At 42.1% G+C, this 21,038-nt stretch carries 32 protein-coding genes and 2 tRNA genes; 4 read left to right on the top strand and 30 right to left on the bottom strand.

Annotated elements, in window-relative coordinates; translation table 11 throughout:
• Window positions 1-83: 83 nt before the first annotated feature.
• The 18 genes from secY to rplD all read right to left on the bottom strand — a co-directional run bounded on the left by secY (window position 84) and on the right by rplD (window position 9,321).
• Window positions 84-1,355, bottom strand: a complete 1,272-nt coding sequence (gene secY / locus HYW79_03290; protein MBI2635538.1) for a preprotein translocase subunit SecY — start codon at window positions 1,353-1,355, stop codon at window positions 84-86.
• The gene (locus tag HYW79_03285) at window positions 1,352-1,792 is read right to left on the bottom strand and encodes an uL15 family ribosomal protein (GenBank protein ID MBI2635537.1); all 441 of its coding nucleotides are present in this window, start codon (window positions 1,790-1,792) and stop codon (window positions 1,352-1,354) included. The genes secY and HYW79_03285 overlap by 4 nt, the downstream gene beginning before the upstream one ends.
• A gap of 107 nt (window positions 1,793-1,899) precedes the next feature.
• Window positions 1,900-2,403 (bottom strand): 30S ribosomal protein S5, encoded by a 504-nt coding sequence (gene rpsE, locus HYW79_03280; protein ID MBI2635536.1) that lies wholly within the window; start codon window positions 2,401-2,403, stop codon window positions 1,900-1,902.
• A 7-nt stretch (window positions 2,404-2,410) separates the two neighbouring features.
• Window positions 2,411-2,764: a 50S ribosomal protein L18 gene (locus HYW79_03275; protein MBI2635535.1), complete on the bottom strand. Its 354-nt coding sequence runs from the start codon at window positions 2,762-2,764 to the stop codon at window positions 2,411-2,413.
• 22 nt (window positions 2,765-2,786) lie between these two features.
• On the bottom strand, window positions 2,787-3,332 hold the full coding sequence (gene rplF / locus HYW79_03270) for a 50S ribosomal protein L6 (protein ID MBI2635534.1): 546 nt from the start codon (window positions 3,330-3,332) through the stop codon (window positions 2,787-2,789).
• Window positions 3,333-3,387: 55 nt separating this feature from the next.
• The gene (gene rpsH / locus HYW79_03265; GenBank protein ID MBI2635533.1) at window positions 3,388-3,774 is read right to left on the bottom strand and encodes a 30S ribosomal protein S8; all 387 of its coding nucleotides are present in this window, start codon (window positions 3,772-3,774) and stop codon (window positions 3,388-3,390) included.
• Window positions 3,762-3,947, bottom strand: a complete 186-nt coding sequence (locus HYW79_03260; protein MBI2635532.1) for a type Z 30S ribosomal protein S14 — start codon at window positions 3,945-3,947, stop codon at window positions 3,762-3,764. Before HYW79_03260 ends, rpsH begins: the two co-directional genes overlap by 13 nt.
• 22 nt (window positions 3,948-3,969) lie before the next feature.
• Window positions 3,970-4,503 (bottom strand): 50S ribosomal protein L5, encoded by a 534-nt coding sequence (gene rplE, locus HYW79_03255; GenBank protein MBI2635531.1) that lies wholly within the window; start codon window positions 4,501-4,503, stop codon window positions 3,970-3,972.
• Complete coding sequence (locus tag HYW79_03250) at window positions 4,500-4,808, bottom strand: 50S ribosomal protein L24 (protein MBI2635530.1); 309 nt, start codon at window positions 4,806-4,808, stop codon at window positions 4,500-4,502. The genes rplE and HYW79_03250 overlap by 4 nt, the downstream gene beginning before the upstream one ends.
• Before the next feature lie 7 nt (window positions 4,809-4,815).
• Entirely contained in the window at window positions 4,816-5,181 is a 366-nt protein-coding gene (gene rplN, locus HYW79_03245) for a 50S ribosomal protein L14 (GenBank protein MBI2635529.1), read from the bottom strand.
• A gap of 9 nt (window positions 5,182-5,190) precedes the next feature.
• Complete coding sequence (rpsQ, locus tag HYW79_03240; protein ID MBI2635528.1) at window positions 5,191-5,421, bottom strand: 30S ribosomal protein S17; 231 nt, start codon at window positions 5,419-5,421, stop codon at window positions 5,191-5,193.
• A gap of 5 nt (window positions 5,422-5,426) precedes the next feature.
• Window positions 5,427-5,840: a 50S ribosomal protein L16 gene (rplP, locus tag HYW79_03235; GenBank protein MBI2635527.1), complete on the bottom strand. Its 414-nt coding sequence runs from the start codon at window positions 5,838-5,840 to the stop codon at window positions 5,427-5,429.
• A 6-nt stretch (window positions 5,841-5,846) separates the two neighbouring features.
• Window positions 5,847-6,548 (bottom strand): 30S ribosomal protein S3, encoded by a 702-nt coding sequence (gene rpsC, locus HYW79_03230; GenBank protein ID MBI2635526.1) that lies wholly within the window; start codon window positions 6,546-6,548, stop codon window positions 5,847-5,849.
• A 1-nt stretch (window position 6,549) separates the two neighbouring features.
• Window positions 6,550-7,104, bottom strand: coding sequence for a 50S ribosomal protein L22 (gene rplV / locus HYW79_03225; protein ID MBI2635525.1), 555 nt, complete (start codon window positions 7,102-7,104; stop codon window positions 6,550-6,552).
• A gap of 8 nt (window positions 7,105-7,112) precedes the next feature.
• The gene (gene rpsS, locus HYW79_03220) at window positions 7,113-7,469 is read right to left on the bottom strand and encodes a 30S ribosomal protein S19 (protein ID MBI2635524.1); all 357 of its coding nucleotides are present in this window, start codon (window positions 7,467-7,469) and stop codon (window positions 7,113-7,115) included.
• Window positions 7,470-7,471: 2 nt separating this feature from the next.
• Window positions 7,472-8,302 (bottom strand): 50S ribosomal protein L2, encoded by an 831-nt coding sequence (gene rplB / locus HYW79_03215; protein MBI2635523.1) that lies wholly within the window; start codon window positions 8,300-8,302, stop codon window positions 7,472-7,474.
• Between the two features lies 1 nt (window position 8,303).
• Window positions 8,304-8,702 carry a 50S ribosomal protein L23 gene (locus HYW79_03210; protein MBI2635522.1) on the bottom strand — a complete coding sequence of 133 codons (399 nt, stop codon included), beginning with the start codon at window positions 8,700-8,702 and terminating at the stop codon, window positions 8,304-8,306.
• Window positions 8,686-9,321 carry a 50S ribosomal protein L4 gene (gene rplD / locus HYW79_03205; protein ID MBI2635521.1) on the bottom strand — a complete coding sequence of 212 codons (636 nt, stop codon included), beginning with the start codon at window positions 9,319-9,321 and terminating at the stop codon, window positions 8,686-8,688. Before rplD ends, HYW79_03210 begins: the two co-directional genes overlap by 17 nt.
• Window positions 9,322-9,464: 143 nt before the next feature.
• Between rplD and HYW79_03200 the strand changes: the two genes are divergently transcribed.
• Window positions 9,465-10,136, top strand: a complete 672-nt coding sequence (locus HYW79_03200; GenBank protein MBI2635520.1) for a hypothetical protein — start codon at window positions 9,465-9,467, stop codon at window positions 10,134-10,136.
• A 117-nt stretch (window positions 10,137-10,253) separates the two neighbouring features.
• Here HYW79_03200 and rplC read toward each other — a convergent pair whose 3' ends face one another.
• From rplC to cas2, 12 genes are all read right to left on the bottom strand, one after another.
• Window positions 10,254-10,850, bottom strand: a complete 597-nt coding sequence (gene rplC / locus HYW79_03195) for a 50S ribosomal protein L3 (protein ID MBI2635519.1) — start codon at window positions 10,848-10,850, stop codon at window positions 10,254-10,256.
• An 89-nt stretch (window positions 10,851-10,939) separates the two neighbouring features.
• On the bottom strand, window positions 10,940-11,266 hold the full coding sequence (gene rpsJ, locus HYW79_03190; protein MBI2635518.1) for a 30S ribosomal protein S10: 327 nt from the start codon (window positions 11,264-11,266) through the stop codon (window positions 10,940-10,942).
• Window positions 11,267-11,312: 46 nt separating this feature from the next.
• Window positions 11,313-12,506, bottom strand: a complete 1,194-nt coding sequence (gene tuf / locus HYW79_03185) for an elongation factor Tu (protein MBI2635517.1) — start codon at window positions 12,504-12,506, stop codon at window positions 11,313-11,315.
• Between the two features lie 285 nt (window positions 12,507-12,791).
• The gene (locus HYW79_03180) at window positions 12,792-13,352 is read right to left on the bottom strand and encodes a hypothetical protein (GenBank protein MBI2635516.1); all 561 of its coding nucleotides are present in this window, start codon (window positions 13,350-13,352) and stop codon (window positions 12,792-12,794) included.
• A 138-nt stretch (window positions 13,353-13,490) separates the two neighbouring features.
• Window positions 13,491-13,667, bottom strand: coding sequence for a type II toxin-antitoxin system mRNA interferase toxin, RelE/StbE family (locus tag HYW79_03175; protein ID MBI2635515.1), 177 nt, complete (start codon window positions 13,665-13,667; stop codon window positions 13,491-13,493).
• Window positions 13,668-13,763: 96 nt separating this feature from the next.
• Window positions 13,764-13,967 carry a hypothetical protein gene (locus HYW79_03170; protein ID MBI2635514.1) on the bottom strand — a complete coding sequence of 68 codons (204 nt, stop codon included), beginning with the start codon at window positions 13,965-13,967 and terminating at the stop codon, window positions 13,764-13,766.
• A 61-nt stretch (window positions 13,968-14,028) separates the two neighbouring features.
• On the bottom strand, window positions 14,029-14,265 hold the full coding sequence (locus tag HYW79_03165; GenBank protein MBI2635513.1) for a hypothetical protein: 237 nt from the start codon (window positions 14,263-14,265) through the stop codon (window positions 14,029-14,031).
• A gap of 12 nt (window positions 14,266-14,277) precedes the next feature.
• On the bottom strand, window positions 14,278-16,413 hold the full coding sequence (gene fusA, locus HYW79_03160) for an elongation factor G (protein ID MBI2635512.1): 2,136 nt from the start codon (window positions 16,411-16,413) through the stop codon (window positions 14,278-14,280).
• Window positions 16,407-16,874, bottom strand: coding sequence for a 30S ribosomal protein S7 (rpsG, locus tag HYW79_03155; protein MBI2635511.1), 468 nt, complete (start codon window positions 16,872-16,874; stop codon window positions 16,407-16,409). The genes fusA and rpsG overlap by 7 nt, the downstream gene beginning before the upstream one ends.
• Window positions 16,871-17,281 (bottom strand): 30S ribosomal protein S12, encoded by a 411-nt coding sequence (gene rpsL / locus HYW79_03150; GenBank protein MBI2635510.1) that lies wholly within the window; start codon window positions 17,279-17,281, stop codon window positions 16,871-16,873. Before rpsL ends, rpsG begins: the two co-directional genes overlap by 4 nt.
• A 125-nt stretch (window positions 17,282-17,406) precedes the next feature.
• Window positions 17,407-17,955, bottom strand: a complete 549-nt coding sequence (def, locus tag HYW79_03145) for a peptide deformylase (GenBank protein MBI2635509.1) — start codon at window positions 17,953-17,955, stop codon at window positions 17,407-17,409.
• Between the two features lie 182 nt (window positions 17,956-18,137).
• On the bottom strand, window positions 18,138-18,707 hold the full coding sequence (gene cas2 / locus HYW79_03140) for a CRISPR-associated endonuclease Cas2 (GenBank protein ID MBI2635508.1): 570 nt from the start codon (window positions 18,705-18,707) through the stop codon (window positions 18,138-18,140).
• A 172-nt stretch (window positions 18,708-18,879) separates the two neighbouring features.
• On the opposite strand from cas2, the gene HYW79_03135 reads away from it, so the two are divergent.
• The 3 genes from HYW79_03135 to HYW79_03125 all read left to right on the top strand — a co-directional run bounded on the left by HYW79_03135 (window position 18,880) and on the right by HYW79_03125 (window position 20,906).
• Window positions 18,880-20,457 (top strand): 2,3-bisphosphoglycerate-independent phosphoglycerate mutase, encoded by a 1,578-nt coding sequence (locus HYW79_03135; protein MBI2635507.1) that lies wholly within the window; start codon window positions 18,880-18,882, stop codon window positions 20,455-20,457.
• Window positions 20,458-20,668: 211 nt separating this feature from the next.
• Window positions 20,669-20,742 (top strand) — tRNA-Arg (locus HYW79_03130).
• Window positions 20,743-20,831: 89 nt separating this feature from the next.
• A tRNA-Lys gene (locus HYW79_03125) sits at window positions 20,832-20,906 on the top strand.
• Window positions 20,907-21,038: the final 132 nt, after the last annotated feature.

The raw sequence follows: 21,038 nt of genomic DNA, 5'->3' as shown, positions 1-21,038 counted from the left end.
GCGGGACGAGCGAGCGCGAATCCCCGAGTCCCGCTCGCTGGGGCGGGACGAGGAAAGCAAGAGAATAAAATATAAAATCATTATTAAAAACTTTCATATTCTCTCATTACAAGCTGCGACCTAACCTGCTTCATTGTTTCAAGAACCACCGAAACAACAATTAAAAGCGAAGTGCCGCCGACCGTTAAAGTCGTTATGCCGGTAAAATATTGGACCGAAATAGGCAAGACCGCGATAACTCCTAAAAAGATGGCGCCAATTAAAACTACCCGATTTAAGATATGTTTTAAATATCCGGCAGTAGAACCGCCCGGCCTTATTCCAGGAATAAATCCGCCTTGTTTTTGAAGATTTTGAGAAATCTGGCCGGGATCAAAAGTAACGGCAGTATAAAAATAAGTGAACAAAATTACCAAAATAAAATAAAATGAACCGTAAACCGCCTGGTTATTAAGAAAACCAACAAGAAGAAGAGATAGCTCTCTTATCCAAGCAATATTAAAACCCGATAAGATCTGGGCAATTAGCTGTGGGAAAAGTAAAATTGAAAGGGCAAAAATAATGGGAATAACGCCGGCTTGATTTACCCTCAAAGGCAAATGCGCCATAGAGCCGCCATAAACTCTGTTACCGCGCACTCTCTTGGCATAAGCCACCGGAATCGGCCTTTCCCCTTCGGTAACTACCACTACTCCGGCAATAACAACAATTGATACTAAAATAAAAGCAAGATAAGTAGGAACCTGTGAAGGATCAAAAGTTGCTAACGTCTGCTTTAAATCAACAGGCAAACTGGCGACAATACCGGCAAAAATCATAAGTGAAATGCCGTTTCCGACTTTTTTTTCGGTTATAAGTTCGCCAAGCCACATTAAAAATATTGAACCGGCCGTGACTACAAAAACCGACGAAAAAAACATAAGAGAATTTCCGCTTGCGATAATTTGTTGGTTCTTTAAGAGAACCAGAAGGCCATAACCCTGAAGAACGGCCAAAGGAACGGATAAATATCGCGTGTATTGATTGAATTTTTGACGGCCCATTTCTCCTTCTTCATTATATAGTTCTTTCAAGGCCGGGATAAGCATAGTCAAAAGCTGCATAATAATTGAAGCGGTGATAAAGGGACCAACGCCGAGCATCACAATTGAAAGGTTGGATAGAGCGCCGCCGGAAAAGATGTTGAGCAATCCGAAAAACTGATTTCCTTCAAAAAATTCCCTCAAACGCAAAACATCAACGCCCGGAACGGGAATAGTAGCCATAAGGCGAAAAACAACAAGAAGCGATAAAACAAAAAGTATGCGGTTTCTTAAATCTTTTATTTTAAAAATTTGTACGATTTTTTCTATCATTTTATGGTGCCTCCCGCTTTCTTAACTTTATCACGCGCCGATGACGACAATAAAACTTCTTGAAAATTTAATCTTTTAGAAATTTCACCTGTACCCAAAATCTTAATCTTTGGAAACCGACCGCTTATTTTATAAACTAATTTTTTACCAACAAGACTGACCGGGTTGACAATTTCTCCGTCTTTAAATTTTTTATCAATGTCAAATAGATTTAAAACGACCGGTTTTAGAAATATACTCTTAAAGGAGTGCTTAGCGCGGCCGCGCTGTTTTGGAAACCTCATCATTACATCGCGAATAGCCGGCCTAATTCCGGCACCGGCTCTGGATTTCTGGCCCTTAATGCCGCGACCCGAATAACCGCCTCTTTTGCCTCCTCTGGCTATTCTTCTGGGTTTTTTTAATTTGTTTTTTGGTTTTATATTGTGTAGTTGCATAATAATAATTTTCAATTTCTAATTTTCAATTTTTATTAAATGATTTAATGTTTTAATGTTTAAAAATTAAGTCATTAGAAATTTATTAAAAATTAGAAATTAGAAATTTATCTTGATTTTAGTTTCCTTAACGCCTCTATTGTAGCCCTGGCATTATTCAGCTTATTGGTAGTCGTTCCAAGAATCTTTGATGAAATACTACTAATCCCCGAAAGACTCGCGATAATTCTAACCGGCCCGCCGGCAATAATACCTCTTCCGGCTTTGGCCGGTTTTAAAAGCACGACGGCGCTTGAAAACCTTCCTATTGTTTCATGGGAAATGGTGCCATTTTTAATTGAAACCGTAATTAAATTTTTCTTGGCCGATCTCGCCGCTTTCTCAATAGATTCGGAAGTGTCGGTCCCTTTATCAACACCGACGCCTACCCGCCCCTTGTGATCACCCAAAACTACGGTTGCCCGAAAGCGAAACCGTTTGCCTCCGGCCACAACACGAGTAACTCTTCTAATATCAATAACCTTTTGTTCAAATTCGGATTTTTCTCTCTTAAAACCTGCACGACCGGTGGTTTTGTCTCGAGTTCTATAATTTTTTTGTTTCTCTGCCATAGTCTATTTAAAATATTAATCCCGATTCTCTTACGCCTTTAGCTAATTCAAAAATTGCGCCGTGGAACTTATATCCGCCGCGATCAAAAACAATGTTGCTAATTCCTTTTTCTTTGGCCTTTTTTCCAATAATTTTACCCACCTCAAAAGCAACTGTTTTTTTGTTTTTAGACTTGATTTTAACCTGATGATCGGAAGTGGAAACAATCGTCCTGCCATTGTCGTCATCTACAAGTTGAACAAAGAAATGGTTATTAGACTTAAAAACGGAAAGGCGAGGTCTATCTTTAGTACCGAAAATCCTAGCACGTACTCTTCTGTGCCTTATTTCTCTTTTTAATTGTTTTGTTTGTTTTGCCATCTGATTAATTCTAAATTTAAAATTAGGCAGTCGTGCCGGCAACTTTCTTTCCGGCCTTGCGCCTTATAATCTCGCCAACATAACGAATGCCCTTGCCTTTATACGGTTCGGGCTTTTTAAGTGCCCGGATGTTGGCAGCGGTTTGTCCGACCGATTCAATTGAAGGCCCGCTGACCACGATACTGTTTTTCTCAACGCTTATCGTAACGCCTTCGGGAGCCTTAAAGACAATAGGGTGGGAAAATCCTAAACTTAAAATCAAATCCTTACCCTGCATTTGAGCTTTATAACCCACGCCTTCAATCTCAAGTTTTTTCTCAAAACCGTTATGAACCCCGAAAATCATATTAGAAATTACTGCCCTAGCCGTTCCCCATAATGCCGGCGTTCTTTTGGAATCAACAGCCACAACAATAGTAAGTTGATTATCTTTTAAAGATGCCTCGATTTCTCGCGGTAAAGTAAATTCCAACTCGCCCTTGCGACCTTTGGCCTTAACGACTTTTCCTTCAACAACCACGCTTACATCGGTTGGAATTTCTATTATTTTTTTTCCTATTTTTGACATGTGATTTTTTTATGGTGAGCAGAGTCGAACTATAATCCTGAGTAGTGTCGAAGGATTATAAAACTTCCAGTAAAATTTCTCCGCCCAAATGAGAATTTCTGGCTTCTTTACTTGTCATTAAACCTTTTGAAGTGGAAATAATTGAAATGCCAAAACCATTTTTAACATTCTTTATTTCTTTTGCTCCAACGTAAATACGAAGGCCCGGTTTGCTTATTTTTTTTATCTCGCTAATAGCCGCCGGATATTTCAAATTAATTTCTAAAACTTTCTTGTTGCCTTTACCGGATTTTTTAAAGTCTTCCACATAATTTTCCTTTTTTAAAATTTTGGCAATTTCAAATTTCAAACCCGATAAAGGAATAACAACCGCTTTATGTCCGGCTTTTTGAGCGTTTCTTATTCTCGTTAACATGTCCGCGATTGGATCTACCATGATGATTTTTTAAGTCCGGGAATTTCTCCCTTCCTTGCTGTTTCTCTAAAGCAAATCCGGCAAAGGCCAAAGTCCCTCATATAGCCGCGCCGCCTGCCGCACCTAAAACATCGCCTAATAATGCGCGTCGAGAATTTCGGTTTTTTAATTGCTCTGGCTATTTGTGATTTCTTGGGCATACGCTTCTTGAAACCTAATGTTTTACGTTTTAATCGGAAATCCGATGGCCTTATATAAAGCCAGGGCTTCTTCTTTATTTTTAGCTTTGACCGCTATGGTTATTTCAAAACCAAAAATATTGCGCACCTCTTCTCCGGATATTTCTGGAAAAACAATATGTTCTTTTACTCCAATTGTCAAGTTGCCTTTTGTATCAAGAGATTTGGCGTTTATGCCTCGAAAATCATGAGTCCTCGGTAACGCCATATTAACCAGGCGGCTCATAAAATCATACATTTTCGGTCCCCTTAACGTTACCATGGCGCCGATAACCATTCCCTTTCTGGTTTTAAAGTTAGCAATTGATTTTTTGGCCAAGGTGCTCTTTGGTTTCTGGCCGGTAATCAAAGCGAGGTCGCGCATAACGACTTCAAGGAACTTTTCATCTTTTAGCGCTCGGCCTAGGCCAATATTAATAATAACCTTCTCAACTCTGGGAAGCGCCATAGGATTTTTCGCATTCAGTTCTTTTTTCAGAAACAGAATTATTTTATTTTTATTTTCTGTTTGTTTCATGTTTCAAGACGGCACTTTTTACAAATTCTTGTTTTTCTTCCGTCAGAAGAAAGGTTATAACCAATGCGTGTTGGTTTGCCGCAACTTTTGCATAAGAGCATTACGGAAGAAGTTGAAAGAGCGCGAGGTACTTCAATTTTCTCGCCTTTCTTTCCGCCGGTTTTAGGTCGCTGGTGTTTTTTCTTCATATTTACATTCTCAACAATAATTTTCCCTTCCTTAGATAGGACTTTTATTACTTTCCCCTGCTTTCCCTTATCCTTACCGCTAATCACTATTATATTATCGCCTTTTTTTATACGCATACGTGTTTTATAGCACTTCGGACGCTAAAGAAATTAATTTTATATAACCTCTTTCACGGAGCTCCCTTGCAACGGGCCCAAAAATACGTCCGCCCTTTGGTTCGAAGCCGTCAACAATAACTGCGGCGTTATCATCAAAGCGGATGTAACTTCCATCTTTTCTTCTATAAGCCTTTTTCTGCCTTATAATTACTGCCTTTACAACATCCTTTTTCTTCACCATTTTTCGCGGTTCAGCTACCTGGACCGAAGCCACCACAAGATCGCCTAACTGGGCGTATCTTCTTCTCGTTCCGCCGACAACATGAAAAACCCGGATTGTTTTGGCACCGCTGTTATCTGCTACTTTTAAAATTGTTCTGGGTTGTATCATGTGCTTCGTTTACAATTTTTTTAAAACTACAAAATGCTTATCTTTTGAAATCGGCCTAGTTTCTTTAATGACAACCTTATCGCCGACATGAAACTCTCCTGTCTCATCATGAGCTTTGTATTTTTTATCGGACTTGTAGAACTTACCGTATCGCGGATGTTTCTTGTAGTCACTAACTTTAACGACTACTGTCTTGTTCATTTTGTCAGAAATAATTATTCCTTTAAATATTTTTGCCATATGTTTTATTCCTTGCTGATAAATTTGGTTTTAATCGGCAATTTATAAGCCGCCCGTTTCATTGCTTCCCGCGCCAAGTCTTTCGATACGCCGTCTATTTCAAAAAGAATTCGTCCCGGTTTTATCGGCACTACATAATATTCAACGCCGCCCTTGCCTCCGCCCATCGGCGTTTCCGCGCCTTTTCTGGTAATCGGTTTGTCGGGAAAAATCCTAATCCAAATTTTGCCGCCCCTCTCAATATAGCGCGTCATCGCCCGGCGCGCGGCTTCAATCTGGCGAGCAGTTATCCAAGCGCGACCCTGCGCTTTTAAGCCATAACCGCCAAAGGCAAGCAAGGTGCCCCGGGTTTCAACGCCGGAAAATCTTCTTCGTCCCTTATGCCATTTTCTATGTTTTACTTTTTTTGGTGTAAACATATTCGTTTAGTGTCTTTCTCCGCCACGGGCGGATCCGCTTTCGGTGGAAAACACTTCGCCTTTGTAAACCCAGACTTTAACGCCGATTTTCCCGTAAACGGTAAGAGCCTCGTCAAAAGCATAGTCAATGTTTGCCCTTAATGTTTGAAGAGGAACCTTCCCTTTAGCCAGCCATTCACGGCGCGCCATTTCATTTCCATCAAGCCGGCCATTTAAAAGAATTTTTGCTCCCATAACGTCTTTTTGCGCCATCATCTTTTCTAAGGCGCTTTTAATCACCCGGCGGAAAGGCATCCGCCTTTCAAGATCATTGGCTATATTCTGCGCGACAACTTTTGCTTCGCTTTCCGGTTTTTTTATTTCATTGACCAAAAGCTTTAGATCCCATTTTCCCGTGCCGTAGTGTTTTTTATCGCGTAGTTTTTTTACTATTGCTTCCAGCTTCTTCTTCAAATCTGTCAGGCCGGTTCCGCCTCTTCCGATAATAATACCGGGTTTAGCCGTATTTAAAATTACCGAGATGTTGTCGCCGGATCTTTCTATTTCTACAATCCCCAGGCCCAATCGGTTATACTGTTTTGATAAAGATTCGCGAATTCTAAGATCTTCTTCAAGAAAGTAACGAAGATATTTTTTATTTAACCATCTTGACTGCCAGTTTTGGATTATTCCGAGCCTAAAATTTAATGGATGAATTTTGTTTCCCATATTATCCGATTACCTTTCTTCTAAATATTCTCCTAGTAAAACTTTCGGTTTTCCGAGTCGGCTTAATTTCCTCCGATGCTTCGGCTCGCCTCGCTGGAGCTTCGGCGGAGCGGGTCGGAGCCCCAACTTTTCCAAAGCGTCGAGATTTCGACACTTCTTTTACCGCCTCCTTTTCCGATTTGATTTCCTTAATAATCTTTGCTCTCTTTTTGGCGCCCGCCATAATTCTTTCTTCCAAAATCAGAGTAATTCGACTAGTTTTCTTATGAATGGCGCCAGCTCTGCCGAATGCTCTTGGCCCAAATCTCTTAAGCATCGGCCCCTCATCAACAAAAATGTTTAAAACATACAAATTTTCCGGCGATAAATTAAAATTATGGACGGCTGAAGCCACGCCCGATTTAAGCAATTTTAAAATTGGCAGGGCCGCCCTTCTTTTTTGAAACTGCAATTGCGCTTCCGCCTGCGTTACCGGCATTCTTTTAATAAGATTCGCAATCAATCTAGTTTTTCTTGGCGCCATTCTTAGTTTATTTAGATGAAATTTATACTGCATGAATTTTGTTACTTAACTGTTGCGGACGCTTTTACCGCTTCCCGCTCTCCAGGGCGAGGCTCGCCCGTGGCGGCGCCGGCCGCTTCTTTTTGTTCAAGCTCCCGCTGTACCCTTCCGCCGTGTCTGACAAATTTTCTGGTTAAGGAAAACTCGCCCAAGCGATGGCCAACCATTTCCTCTATAATAGTCACCGGCACGTGGACTTTGCCGTTATGAACGCCGAAAGTAAAACCGAGCATTTCTGGCGAAATTACGGAATCTCGCGACCATGTTTTAATAACCGTCTTATCACCGGATCTTACTTTGCTCATTTTCTTGAGCAATTTAGGATCTATCCAGGGACCTTTTTTAATTGATCTGCTCATATTTATCTTTTCCTTTTACTTACAATAAATTTATTTGACTGCCTGTTTTTCTTTCTGGTTTTCCTTCCGCCGGTAATCTTGCCCCATTTCGTTTTTGGCCGTTTCGTGCCCCTTAAAGCACGCCCTTCGCCTCCGCCGTATTTATGGTCGCGAGGATTCATCGCCGAAGCTCTTACCGTCGGCCTAACGCCAAGCCAGCGGGAACGGCCGGCCTTGCCAATTGTGATTGTGTTCCACTCGCTGTTTGAAAGCGCGCCGATTGAGGCATACCCGGTGTTAGGAACTCTTCTTATTTCCGTAGAAGGCAAAAGCAAGTGAGTATAATCGCCCTCCTGCGCCATTACCTGAATTGCATTTCCGGCTGATCGGCCGATTTGGCCTCCTTTGCCGGGAAAAAGCTCTGCATTATGAACAAAAATGCCGACCGGAATATTTTTAAGCATTAAGCGATTGCCAATTTTAAGAGGAGCGTTTTCCGAGGTAATAATCGTATCGTTAACATTAATATCCCGCGGCGCTAAAATATACCTTTTTTCACCGTCTTTGTAAATGACAAGAGAGATAAAGGCCGTACGATAAGGGTCGTATTCAATTGAAGCAACCCGAGCCGGAATATTATACTTATCCTGTTTAAAATCCAGCATACGGTAAAGTTTTTTGTGCCCGCCGCCCTGATGCCGCACGGTAATTCGTCCGCGATTGTTGCGAGCCGAAGTTTTTGATTTCCCCAAAGTTAAACTTTTTTCCGGTTCAGTTTCCGTTAAAACGGAAAAATCAACGCCGGTCATGCCGCGCTTTCCTTCTGATGTTGGTTTGTAAATTTTTATTCCCATTTTATTTTAGTTCTATTGTCTGTCCTTTCGCTAAAGTGACAATAGCTTTTTTGTAACCCTTTTTAAAGCCGACTGTTTTTCCTACTCGCCTGGCTTTTCTTAAGACATTAATAATATTCACTCCGGCAACATTGGCGTTATAGGTTCTTTTAACTTCATTAGCAATCATAATTTTATTGGCGGCAGTTGAAACTTTAAAAACGTATTGGTTAAATTTCTGTCCGTTTAGAGCTTTCTCCGTAGTATGGGGCAATAGAATCTTAGATTTTACATCAACCCCGCCCTTAAGCTTAAGGGCGGGGTCAACCTTAGCAGGAAGTTGAACGGCTGAAACAGGCGCCGAGGCGACGGAGGGTTTTACCTTGTCTTTAGTTTTGAATAATTTATTTAGGAGCGTCATATTTTTTATTTAAATACTCAATGGCGGGCTTTGTAAAAATAAGATGCCGATGCTTTAAAACATTAAAAATATTAAGATTATCTATATTAACGACTTCAAGTTTTAATAAATTGCGGCTGGCATTTTTAAGCATATCGTTTTTCTCAAATAAGACCAAAAGTCCTTTTTTTATTTGCGGGAAATTAGCCATAATCTTTGCCATTTCTTTCGTCTTTAACGATAGAATTTTCAAATCATCAAAAATCAAAATCTCATTGTCTCTTGCTTTGGCCGAAAGGGCTGTTAAAAACGCTTTACGCGCCATTTTCTTGTTAATTTTTAATTTGAAGTTTCTTTCGATTGTCGGTCCGAAAGTAATGCCACCGCCCTTCCATAAAGGGGAACGAGTTGAACCGTGACGAGCCCGACCGGTGCCTTTTTGCCTCCATGGCTTGCGTCCGCCGCCCCTAACTTCGCTCCTATCCTTAGTTGAGGCCACAACCTGCCTTTTATTAGCCATTGCAACTCTTACCGCTTGGTGAACCAAGTCGGCGTTCCAATGCAACCCAAAAATGGCTTCATTAAGCTTTATTTCGGCTATTTCTTTTCCTTCTTGATTATAGACTTTAACCCTTGACATAACTTAAAAAATATGATACAATGTTAGTACAAAAGTAAGTTGTTTGTCAATCCGTTCAACAAGCTCAGGATTGACCCTGAGCTGAGTCGAAGTGGTCAATAAAAAACGTTCTAAACCGTAACATCCGAAATCCCTAAGGAGGGATGACGATGACAAAGCGATGGGTTCTGAACTTTCTGTTCATGGCGCTCGGCGCGCTCGGCCTTCTAATCGCGCTCAACTTGTCGGGCTACGGCCCGGCCATCGTGCGGCACGAGGCCGTGCGAGTGGTTCTGCCGCCGCCTTCGAAGGCGGTTCAGCCCGCGGCCAAGCCGGCCGCGAAGAAGGTGCCCGCCGCCGCTCCGAAGAAGGTGTCGCCGACAGCGCCTGCGCCAGCTGCGCCGGCGCCGGCAGTCGTCCCCACGGCACCTGCGCCTACCACGGCAGCGACGTGCTGCTGCTGTGCGCCGGCTCCTTCCGCGGTCGTCCCGACGCCGGTTCAGCCGCCGGCAACGATGTGCTCAAAGGCCGACGACTACTTCTGCGCGCCGCGGCCTGCGGCGCCGGCGGCAACCCTGCCGCCGATGTTTTCTCCGCCGGCCCCCAGGCCGGAAGAGATCCAGGCACCCTTCGCGCCGGCGCCGGCTCCCAAGCGAGCCATCAGTCTCTCCCAGCTCAACTTCAACATCTCGTTGAGCGGAAACGGTGGCGGCTACAGTTACGGCGGCTACCACCGCTCGACACCAAGTATGGGCTACGTAGCCCAGGTGTGCGAACAGCGATCCACCGGCACCGTCTGTTTCGATCGGTGGATCGCCACACCTCCCAGCTACTAGACAACCAACCGTTCTTTCTTAAGACCCCGCAATCGTGCGGAGTCGGCCCCCGCGCAACGCGGGGGCTGTTCATTTTTAATTTTTGTTTAGAGAACTAATATTTATTTTCAGAGCGGGTTAACTTTTTATCATAACTAAAGTCCCCCGCCTTCCCGGCACCGCCCCCTTAAGAGCAATAATATTATTTTCTTTATCAATTTCAACAATTTCCACATTTTTAACGGTTATTTTATCGCCGCCCGTCCGGCCCGCCATTCTCATTCCCTTTATGACATGCTGGGGCCACGATGCGCCAATAGAGCCGGGAGCGCGATGGCGGTCTTTTTGACCGTGGCTTTTTGGCCCGCCATGAAATCCATGCCTTTTAACAACACCCTGAAATCCCTTGCCTTTTGAAATTGCTACTACCGTTACTTTCTCTCCGGCATTTAAATTAGAGACATCTATTTCATCACCTGTTTTAAGTTCGGTGGAATCAACTCTAAATTCTTTCAAATGTTTTAACTGGGGAAGATTTTTAAGATGGCCTAATCTTGGTTTATTGGTTTTTTTTGCTCCACCAAAACCCAATTGAACAGCTGAATAACCATCTTTATCTCTTGTCCTGACTTGAGTAACAAAATTAGACCCGCTTTCTATTAAAGTTACGGGGACAATGTTGTTTCCCTTATAAACTTGAGTCATCCCGATTTTTTTTCCTAATATAAACTTCATAAAATTTTTTAATCCCGCCATGGCGGGATAAGGTTTTCTGACAAAAAACTCCGAACCCTCATCGGGCTCGGAGTTTTTTGAGAAAGCCCTTACATTTTTATTTCTATATCAACTCCGGCCGGAAGATTAAGGCTGGTCAAAGCGTCAATAGTTTTTGCGGTAGGACTGAAAATATCTATCAGTCTTTTATGAACCCTCATCTCGTATTGATCGCGGCTGTTCTTATGGACAAAAGTGGAAGAATTTACGGTATATTTTTTTGTTTCTGTTGGCAAGGGAATCGGCCCCAAAACCCGAGCGCCTTGGCGCTGAGCCGTTTCTACAATTTGTTTTGCCGAAGAATCAATAATTTTGTTATCGTAGGCCTTGATTCTGATTCTTATTCTTTGTTTTATTTCTTCTTTTTCTTTAGCCATTTAATTTGTTTTTAAGAACTAAGAACAGAGAACTAACCGGAAATAATTATTTATTGACTTTCGTCACAACACCGGCGCCGACTGTTTTACCGCCCTCTCTAATAGCGAATCGTTGCTGTTCTTCCAGAGCCACGGGAGCAATTAATTTAACGGAGAATTTTACGGTATCGCCGGGCATAACCATCTCTACTCCGGGAGCCAAAACAACTTCGCCGGTAACATCGGTAGTTCTGATATAAAACTGCGGCTTGTAGTTCGTAAAAAATGGAGTATGCCGGCCGCCCTCTTCTTTAGTAAGAATATAAACTTCCGCGTCAAACTCTGTGTGCGGTGTTACCGAACCTGGTTTGGCTAAAACCTGGCCGCGTTCAACGTCTTCTTTCTTAAGACCACGGATAAGAATGCCGGCATTATCGCCCGCGCGGCCTTCGTCAAGCGACTTATTAAACATTTCAATACCGGTAATGATTGTTTTTTGATTCGGTCTTAAGCCGATTATATCAACTTCATCGTTAAGTTTAACCATGCCCCTTTCAATCCGGCCGGTCACAACCGTACCGCGGCCTTCAATTGAAAAGATGTCTTCAATCGGCATAAGAAACGGTTTTTCGATTTCGCGAACCGGCTCGGGAATAAAATCATCAAGCGCTTGAACTAACTCAAGAATTGGTTTAGCCGCTTCGTCATCAGGAGATTTAGCTTCAAGCGCCTTAAGAGCCGAACCGCGGATTACCGGCACTTTATCGCCGGGAAATCCGTATTTAGTTAAAAGTTCGCGAATTTCAGCTTCAACCAAATCTACCAGTTCCGGATCGGAAACCATATCAACCTTGTTCAAGAAAACCACCAAAGACGGAACGCCAACCTGGCGCGCCAAAAGAATATGTTCTCTTGTTTGGGGCATCGGACCGTCGGTCGCGGCAACAACGAGAATGGCGCCATCCATCTGCGCCGCGCCGGTAATCATGTTTTTGATGTAATCGGCATGGCCTGGAGCGTCGATGTGCGCATAGTGGCGCTTTTCTGATTCATACTCGGAGTGATGCAACTGAATCGTAATGCCGCGCGCTTTTTCCTCGGGCGCTTTATCAATATCGTCAACCGACTCCGCTTTTTTCGCCAAGCCCTTCATATGAAGAATCTTGGTAATAGCCGCCGTTAAAGTGGTTTTGCCATGGTCAACGTGGCCGATGGTTCCGACATTAAGATGGGGCTTTGTTCGTTCAAATTTTTCTGCCATATTTTTACTTGTCCTCCGTAGCTTTATGCGAAGGAGGATAAATTTAGATTACTAATAATAAAATTTTTTAAGCTATTCCAGTAAAATTAGAACTGGGGTCGCCATACATTAGCTTTATATTTTTAACACGCAAATCCCATTTTAGTCAATACAGCCAAATCTGTCAACTGTTTATTTTATAAAAAGCTCTGTATTTTTCCGTGTTATCAAGATAACTCTATTGTTATAAGTATATTAAAGAGCCGCAATTATGCGGCTCTCCTGGATTAATTTGCGGATCTATTATTACCTACCCGCAATTGCTAGGTGTTTATCATTATCGATCTTCGGGGTTGTCAGACGCGAGAGCGCCTCTACCCGACGTTCAAGAAATGCAATTCTTTCTTTGAGACGCTCATTTTCTTCACGGAGCGTCGTGTCAACATCCATACAGCGATGACTCTTAAGATTACACACTTCCAATTCAAGTTGTTTTGCTTTAAGTGCTTCTTGCTCCAACAAGGAAAATTCAGCGCGAAGCACTCTAAGAAGTCGTGCAATTTGATCTGCAGTTCCAACCGGAAGATGTAAAGAAACACGGTTGACCACTTGTTCAAAACGCGATTGGCTAGGCGTGTTGGGAGTTGACTTTAGCGACGACCTTTGGCCCTCGCCAGTAGCCTCGTTCTGATATGCTAAACGCAGAATATATTGGTAAATAACCTTATAGTTTTTTGATCCAGAAAAAAGAGGGTGGCCAGAAAGCTTTCTGGCTATTTCCGAAAGATTATGACCATTTCTTTCTGCTAAAACTTTAGTTATAAGTTTATCACGTTGATCTTTGAGCTCTACAGGGATTCTTCCCATATTTTCGCTCCTCCTTTGATCTTTGTGATTTTATGGTTTTTAAGCCTGCTAAATTATAGCACTAAAAACCAAAATTAGTCAATAGACCGCGGTAATGTTCACACATAGTTATAAACTATATTTTACAAAAATAAAATTCTATCTATAAATATCCCTACGATGGCCAACTCTTATTAAGTAAATTTCTTCAGAAGAAATAATTTTAAAAATAACCCTATAATCTCTGCTTAATCTGAAAGAATAAAAACCGGAAAGTTTTCCGGTAAGCGGCTTAGTGTGTAAAGATGAGTGAAATGGGTTTAGTGATAAAAAAATCCAAACTAGATTTTAGCTTGGGCTTAATGATTTCATCTAACTTTTTGGAAGAATCAAGAAATGCCTTGCCGAAAATAAGCCGATGCATCTAAATTATTATTTCTTAATTTGGCCTAAAAAAGTCTTAGGGTCGTAGACATAACTGGGCTTTTCTTTCGCCATCTTCAACACTTGCCTTATAAAGGCTTCTTTGTATTCCCCTTCGGCATCTTTAACCTCTCGTAGAATTGGTAAAACAAACTCTTGCATGAGCTCTCTTTTGATTTCCGCTTTTACTCTTTCTAATGTTTTAGTGGACACGTTGTAAATATACCAAAAGCAAAAAATTTTTGCAAAAGTAAAAAATAGCCCGACTTAATCTTTATTCCGATATTTCATCTAACCCTAAATCTTCAAGCGTAATATCATCGGGCGACGCAAAATCAAGTTCATCCATATTCACCGCCGTTTCGGTCGAGGCCGCAACCTCATCTTTTTTCGGCGAAGGTTGAAGTTTTTCGTATTCTTCCATCGTCAAAACAACGCCAATCGGCTTTCCGTCTTCAATCAAAAGACATTTCCCTCCTTCTTCTAAAAATTTTTTTATTGTTTCGTACATGTTTGTTATTAACTACTTTTTACCCGCAACAATCAATTCCGCGACATTATTTGGAACTTCTTCATAGTGATCAAACTCCATAGTATAACTCGCGCGACCTTGGCTCATTGAGCGAAGCTTGGTGGCGTAGCCGAACATTTCAGAAAGCGGCACCTTGGCATCAATTACTTTTAGCATTGCTCTTTCCGACATTTGTTCAATTTTACCACGCTTGGAATTTAGGTCGCCGGTGACATCGCCAAAAAACTGTTCCGGAGTTACCACTTCAACTTTCATAATCGGCTCAAGAAATACTACAGTAGCGCGTCTTGCGGCTTCCTGAAAAGCAATTGAGGCGGCAATTTTAAAAGCTGCTTCAGAAGAGTCAACATCGTGATAAGAACCGTCATAAAGAGCCGCCTTCATGTCAACCATCGGAAATCCGCCTTTAACGCCCTTTTCCATGGCTTCGCGTATGCCTTTTTCAACCGCCGGAATGAATTCCTGCGGAATAACGCCGCCTTTGATTTCATCAATAAATTCAAAACCGCTCCCCCGGTCGGCAGGCTCAACTCTCAACCAAACATGGCCGTATTGGCCGCGGCCGCCCGATTGCCGAATATATTTACCTTCAGCTTCGGCCGCTTTTCTGACTGTCTCTTTGTAAGCAACTTGCGGCCGACCAATGTTGGCCTCAACTTTAAATTCTCTTTTCATCCGATCAACAATAATTTCCAGATGAAGTTCACCCATGCCCGAAATTATGGTTTCACCGGTTTCGGAATCTGACTTAATCCTGAAAGTCGGATCTTCTTCAGACAAACGTTTCATAGCCAGACCCATTCTTTCCTGGTCGGCTTTAGTTTTTGGTTCTATCTTTTGGGAAATGACCGGTTCCGGGAAAACAATTTTTTCCAAAATAATCGGATGTTCTTCGTCGCAAAGCGTATCGCCTGTGGTGGTGTTTTTTAATCCGACAATGGCGCCGATTTCACCGGCTTTTATTTCCTCAACTTCCTCCCGATCGTTAGCATGCATCAGCAAAATCCGGCTGACTCGCTCTTTGTAATCCTTGGATGAGTTTAAAACATAAGAACCTTTTGAAAGCTTCCCCGAGTAAACGCGAAAATAAGTAAGCGAGCCGACGTAAGGATCGCTTGCAATTTTAAAAGCCAGCGCCGTAAACGGTTCATCATTTTTCGGTTCGCGTAAAATTTCAGCGCCGGTTTTTGGTTCAATGCCTTTAGTGGGGGGAAGATCTGCTGGACTGGGCAAATACTCTACAACGCCGTCAAGCACAAGCTGAATGCCTTTATTTTTTAAGGCCGAGCCGCAAAAAACCGGAATAATTTTATTCCCAATGACCGCCTTTCTTATTGCTTTTCTAATTTCGTCTTTAGAAATCGCCTGTCCTTCCAAATATTTTGCCATCAATTCGTCGTCGGTTTCGACGGTTTTTTCTATCAAGCTTTTTCTGGCTTCAACCGCTTGTTTTTTAAGACTCTCCGGAATATCAAAATACTCAACTTTTTCGCCATGTTCGCCCAAAAAACGAACGGCCTTCTCTTCAATAAGATCAATGACGCCCTCAAATTTTTCTTCAAGTCCGTTCGGCAAATTTACCGGAACGGCATTCAATGTCAGACGCTCGTGAATTGATGCCAAACTTTTTTCAAAAGACGCGCCCGTCCGGTCCAATTTATTTATAAGGCAAATTCTTGGCACGCCGTATTTATCGGCTTGGCGCCAAACGGTTTCTGACTGCGGTTCAACGCCGGCAACGCCGTCAAACACTACAACGGCGCCATCCAAAACCCTAAGTGAACGCTGAACTTCAACGGTAAAATCAATGTGCCCGGGAGTATCAATAATGTTAATGCGGTGTTCGTTTTCCTTGCCCGCCGCAGCTTCGGCGGAGGTGGGTTCTTTCAATAAAAGAGTCGGGGTCCAAAAAGTCGTTGTGGCCGCTGCCGTAATAGTAATGCCCCGTTCTCTTTCCTGTTCCATCCAATCCATAACAGCCGCCCCTTCATGAACCTCGCCGATTTTGTGAGAAATGCCGGTGTAAAACAAAATACGCTCGGAAACGGTGGTTTTTCCGGCGTCAATATGAGCAATAATACCGATATTGCGGACTTTTTCTATTGGAAATATTTTTTTTTCTACCATGAAAAATGCGCGAATGCCCTGTTTGCTTCAGCCATCCTATGGGTATCCAGCTTCTTTCTTATTGCCGATCCTTCGTTGTTTGAAGCAAGCATTAATTCTTCGGCCAGTTTTTCGGCCATAGGTTTTCCCTTTTTTGATTTTGCGGCAAGAAGAAGCCACCTAAAAGCCAGTTGAACTTTTCTTTCATTGCGTACCGGCTGGGGCACTTGATAATTGGCGCCGCCTACCCGGCGCGATTTTACCTCAATTGAGGGCGTAATGTTTCTCATCGCTCTGTCAAAAATTTCAATCGGATTGGCTTTTGTTTTTTCTTTTATTATGTCAAACGAAGTATAGACAACTTTTTGAGCAACCGATTTTTTACCGTTCCGCATAACATAATTCACCAGTTTGGAAACAACCGGGTTATTATATCGCTCATCGGGAATAATATATCTTTTTATTTTTGTTTTTCGCCTCATTTTGGTTTTTTCACCCCGTATTTGCTTCGCTCCTGCTTTCTTCCTTCTACTCCGGCAAAATCCAAAATGCCTCGCACAATGTGATACCGAACGCCGGGGAGATCCTTAACGCGGCCTCCTCGAATAACAACCACCGAGTGTTCCTGCAGACTGTGGCCCTCGCCGCCGATATAGGCCGTTACTTCTTTGCCGTTGGTTAGGCGGACTCTGGCCACTTTCCGCAAAGCCGAGTTTGGTTTTTTTGGAGTTGTAGTAAAAACCTTAACGCAAACGCCGCGTTTAAAAGGAGAAGATGAAAATACCGGCCGATTTTTTATGGAATTAAAATAATACTGCAAAGCCGGAGATTTGGTCTTGCTTTTCTTCGGTCGCCTCGGTTTTTTTATTAGTTGATGAATAGTCGGCATAACCTCCATAATTTAACCGTATCCAAACATTTTGTCAATGATTAAAAAAGAAAGGTGTTTAAAAATAAAAGCGCTGTCGATTCTCCCATAACAGAGGAAAAGTAACAACGCTATAATAATTTATTTTACTTGCTCTTAAGCCCCTTACTAAGAATGCGCCTCTTGAATTCTCCGGAGGTCATAAGGCTTTGCATGTCTTGCATCCTGTCTACGTATACCGTGCCATCAAGATGATCAATTTCGTGTTGGAAAACTCTCGCTTGAAATCCATGAAGTTTCACAATGCGTCTTTCGCCGGATTGATCAAAGTATTTTATGGTTACTCCTTTATGTCTAGGTACTAGGCCGCGGACATTCGGTAAGCTTAAACAACCTTCCCAGTCGTTGATTTTTTCTTTTGAAACTGTAAGGATCTCCGGATTGATAATCACAGTTGGTGCTAAAGGTACAACTTCTGGTCGTATCGGTGTTTTCTTGATCTCAATGACTGCGAGTTGAAGAGGTTTCCCAATCTGTGGAGCCGCAAGACCAACTCCACCTACGTGCCGCATGGTAAAAAACATTTCTTTAATAAGCTGTTTCAAAGAACGACTACCGAACAGCTTTGGAGAAACTGTTTTGGCCCTTTTTCTTAGTATGGGATTTCCAAATTGTGTGCGCGGTAATCTTTTCATGACAATTTCTCCTCTCTGCCGTTCATTCTAAATTCAGAATATCCCGCCAATTAGAATTTAGCAAGTTTATATATTAAAAAACGTTTTTAAATTTAAATCATCTTTAAGTTATCCGCATATCTGACCTCGAGGACACATATGCGGATAAACAACTTTTCAAAATACTTTTTGCGCCCAGTACTTTAAGAAAGCTCTAAATCAAAGATTCGGCGCAGATCTCCTTCTCTTTTATCTAAAGATTCAACAATACAATAATTTATATAACGGCCGATTGATAAAAATTCGCAAATAAAATCCATTTCATCGCGGCAATCATAAGGATAAATAAATACGCTTTCCTGCAGAGGATAAAAACCAATATCTTTTAATTTTCTGGAAAAAGCGCGCCTTTCTTTTTTCTTTTTATTGGGAATGTCAAAGACCACCAACCGCCATTTTTTGTCCCATTCTTTTAGTTTGGGCAGTTCTAAATTATCATAATCAAAGTTTTTAACTAATCGTTTACCGCTGTCGGTAATTTCTATAAATAACTTATCGCCTTTTTCCGTTAATCTTACTAATCTTTTATTGTTTAGTCTCCGTACTGCTTCATGGATTCGTTTATAATCAATCTTATCCCAATTTTTACGCCATTTAATCAACGGCTTTAAAAGCTGAACTGCGTTGGGAGCAAATAGGGCAGAAAGCAAAATTGGACTAACGGCAACCACAAATAATATTTCCCTAGTCAATGATTTCCCTTTTAAGATCATATTAAAATCATAAATAAAATATTATACTAAATAATATACTAAAAGTTTTATCCGCACAAGATGCCTCGAGGACATGAATGCGGATAAAGAATTAAGATAATATAACAGATAAGAATAATTTAATCATACAAAAATTAGAAATTATTAATTAAAAATTGTATTATATGTTCATATGTACAAACCGGTTATTTTAGTAATTTTAGACGGATACGGGCGGGGGCCGGAAAACGCGGCTAACGCTATTTTTAAAGCCCGTAAACCAAACTTTGATTTTATTGAAAAAAATTTTAGGGTGACTAATCTTCAGGCATCGGGAATCGCCGTTGGCCAGCCGTGGGGCGAAGAAGGTAATTCCGAAGTCGGCCACTTGAATCTTGGTTCCGGAAGAATTGTCTACCAGTATCTGCCGCGCATTATTTTCGCCATTCGCGACGGCTCTTTTTACGCAAATCCGGCGCTTCTTGGCGCGGTTGAACATATCAGAAAAAACAATTCGGCTTTCCATATCATGGGCCTTATCGGCAGCGGCAATGTTCATAGCTACATCGATCATCTTTACGCTCTTTTAGAATTCGCCAAAAAGGAAAACTTAGAAAAAGTCTTTATCCACGCATTTACCGACGGCCGCGATTCGCCACCCAAAGAAGCGCTGAATTTTTATGAAAAAGTGCAAAACAAAATAGCGCAGGAATATCCTTTTGCAAAAATCGTGAATTTAATCGGCCGCCACTTTGCGATGGATAGAGACAACAGCTGGGACAAAACCGAAAAAGCGTATCGCCTCTTAACCGAAGCCTCGGGCGAGATTTACAGCGATACAAAAAGCGCTCTTCAATCGGATTACGATAAGGGCCTGACCGATGAATTTATTGAACCGAAAGTAATCGCCGGGCCTTCTTCAGAAAATGATGGATTGATTAAAGACGGCGATGCCGTTATCTATTTAGATTTTAGAGAAGACAGCGCCCGGCAATTAACTCGCGCTTTTGTAGAAGAAAATTTCAATAAGTTTGTAAGAGATAAAATAAATAACCTCTATTTTGCCACAATGACCCGCTATGAAGAAAGCCTCCCTATCCATGTTTTGTTTGAACCGCTAAAAATTGAAAATTCTTTGGCAAAAATGATTTCCGATGCCGGTAAAGCCCAAATTCATATCGCGGAAACAGAAAAATACGCGCATATAACTTATTTTTTTAATGGCGGGATTGAAAATCCTTTCCCAAAGGAAGACAGAATAATTATTCCGACAATGCGCGACAGTAATTTTGAAGAAAACCAGGCAATGGCGGCCGAAGAAATTACGGAAAAAATTATTGAATCCATAAATTCAAAAAAATATGATTTTATCGTTGTCAATTACGCCAATGCCGATATGATTGCCCATACCGGAAGTTTTAAGGCCGCGGTTTCCGCTATTGAGATTTTAGACAAAGAGATGGGCCAACTGATGGCTGAATCGCTGAAAACCAACGCCGTACTTATAATTACTTCCGACCATGGCAATGCCGACGAGATGATTGACCTTTTAACTGGCCAGCCGCATACGGAACACACTGACAGCCCAGTGCCTTTTTACCTTATCGCCAATGATTTTAACCGGGAAAAAACACCGGAAGAGGTTGAGCTTGGAAAAATTGGGGTAGATGGCATTTTGGCCGATGTGACGCCGACGATCTTAGAGTTAATGGAATTAAAACAACCTCCGGAAATGACCGGAAAAAGCTTGTTAAGACTTTGGAAGAGATAATTTATATCCACACTCATTGGTGAGTGTGGATATTTACTTTTAAGCAATTTTGTGTTATTTTATAAATCTATTTTAATGCGCCCGTAGCTCAACTCCGACGTTCTAAGTAAAAAGTCGGAGCTCCGACCTAGAAGCGTCGGAGTTGGACAGAACGGTCACCTGCGGCAACAGGTTTTTGTCCTCGTGGTGAAATTGACCCGCCCAAACTTTTGCGCCCTTAGCTCAGCGGATTAGAGCACTTGTCTTCGGAACAAGGGGTCGGGGGTTCGAATCCCTCAGGGCGCGCAAAAGTTTGGGCGGGCGAGTATCACGATCCCGCCTTGGCGGGATTATTGGAGGTTCGAATCCCTCCGAGAACGCAAAAGTTAAATTACGCACCCGTAGCTCAGTGGTAGAGCTGCTCCCTCTTAAGGAGAAGGTCGAAGGTTCGAATCCTTCCGGGTGCACCAAGACATCGGCTCGCTTGCCCGTCCGTAGTCCTGAGCAAGTCGAAGGACGAAGGAGGGAACCATATTTTAATTTTGGGGGAAGAAAAATTTTTCATAAGGATTTAAGAAAATGGTCTAAATAGGACTATTTTA

The sequence above is a fragment of the Parcubacteria group bacterium genome (genome assembly GCA_016186325.1).
Taxonomy (GTDB): Bacteria; Patescibacteriota; Minisyncoccia; order UBA10092; family UBA10092; genus JACPHB01.
The sequence above is the reverse complement of the archived record's forward strand: the minus strand, read 5'-3'. Positions and strand labels throughout refer to the sequence as shown.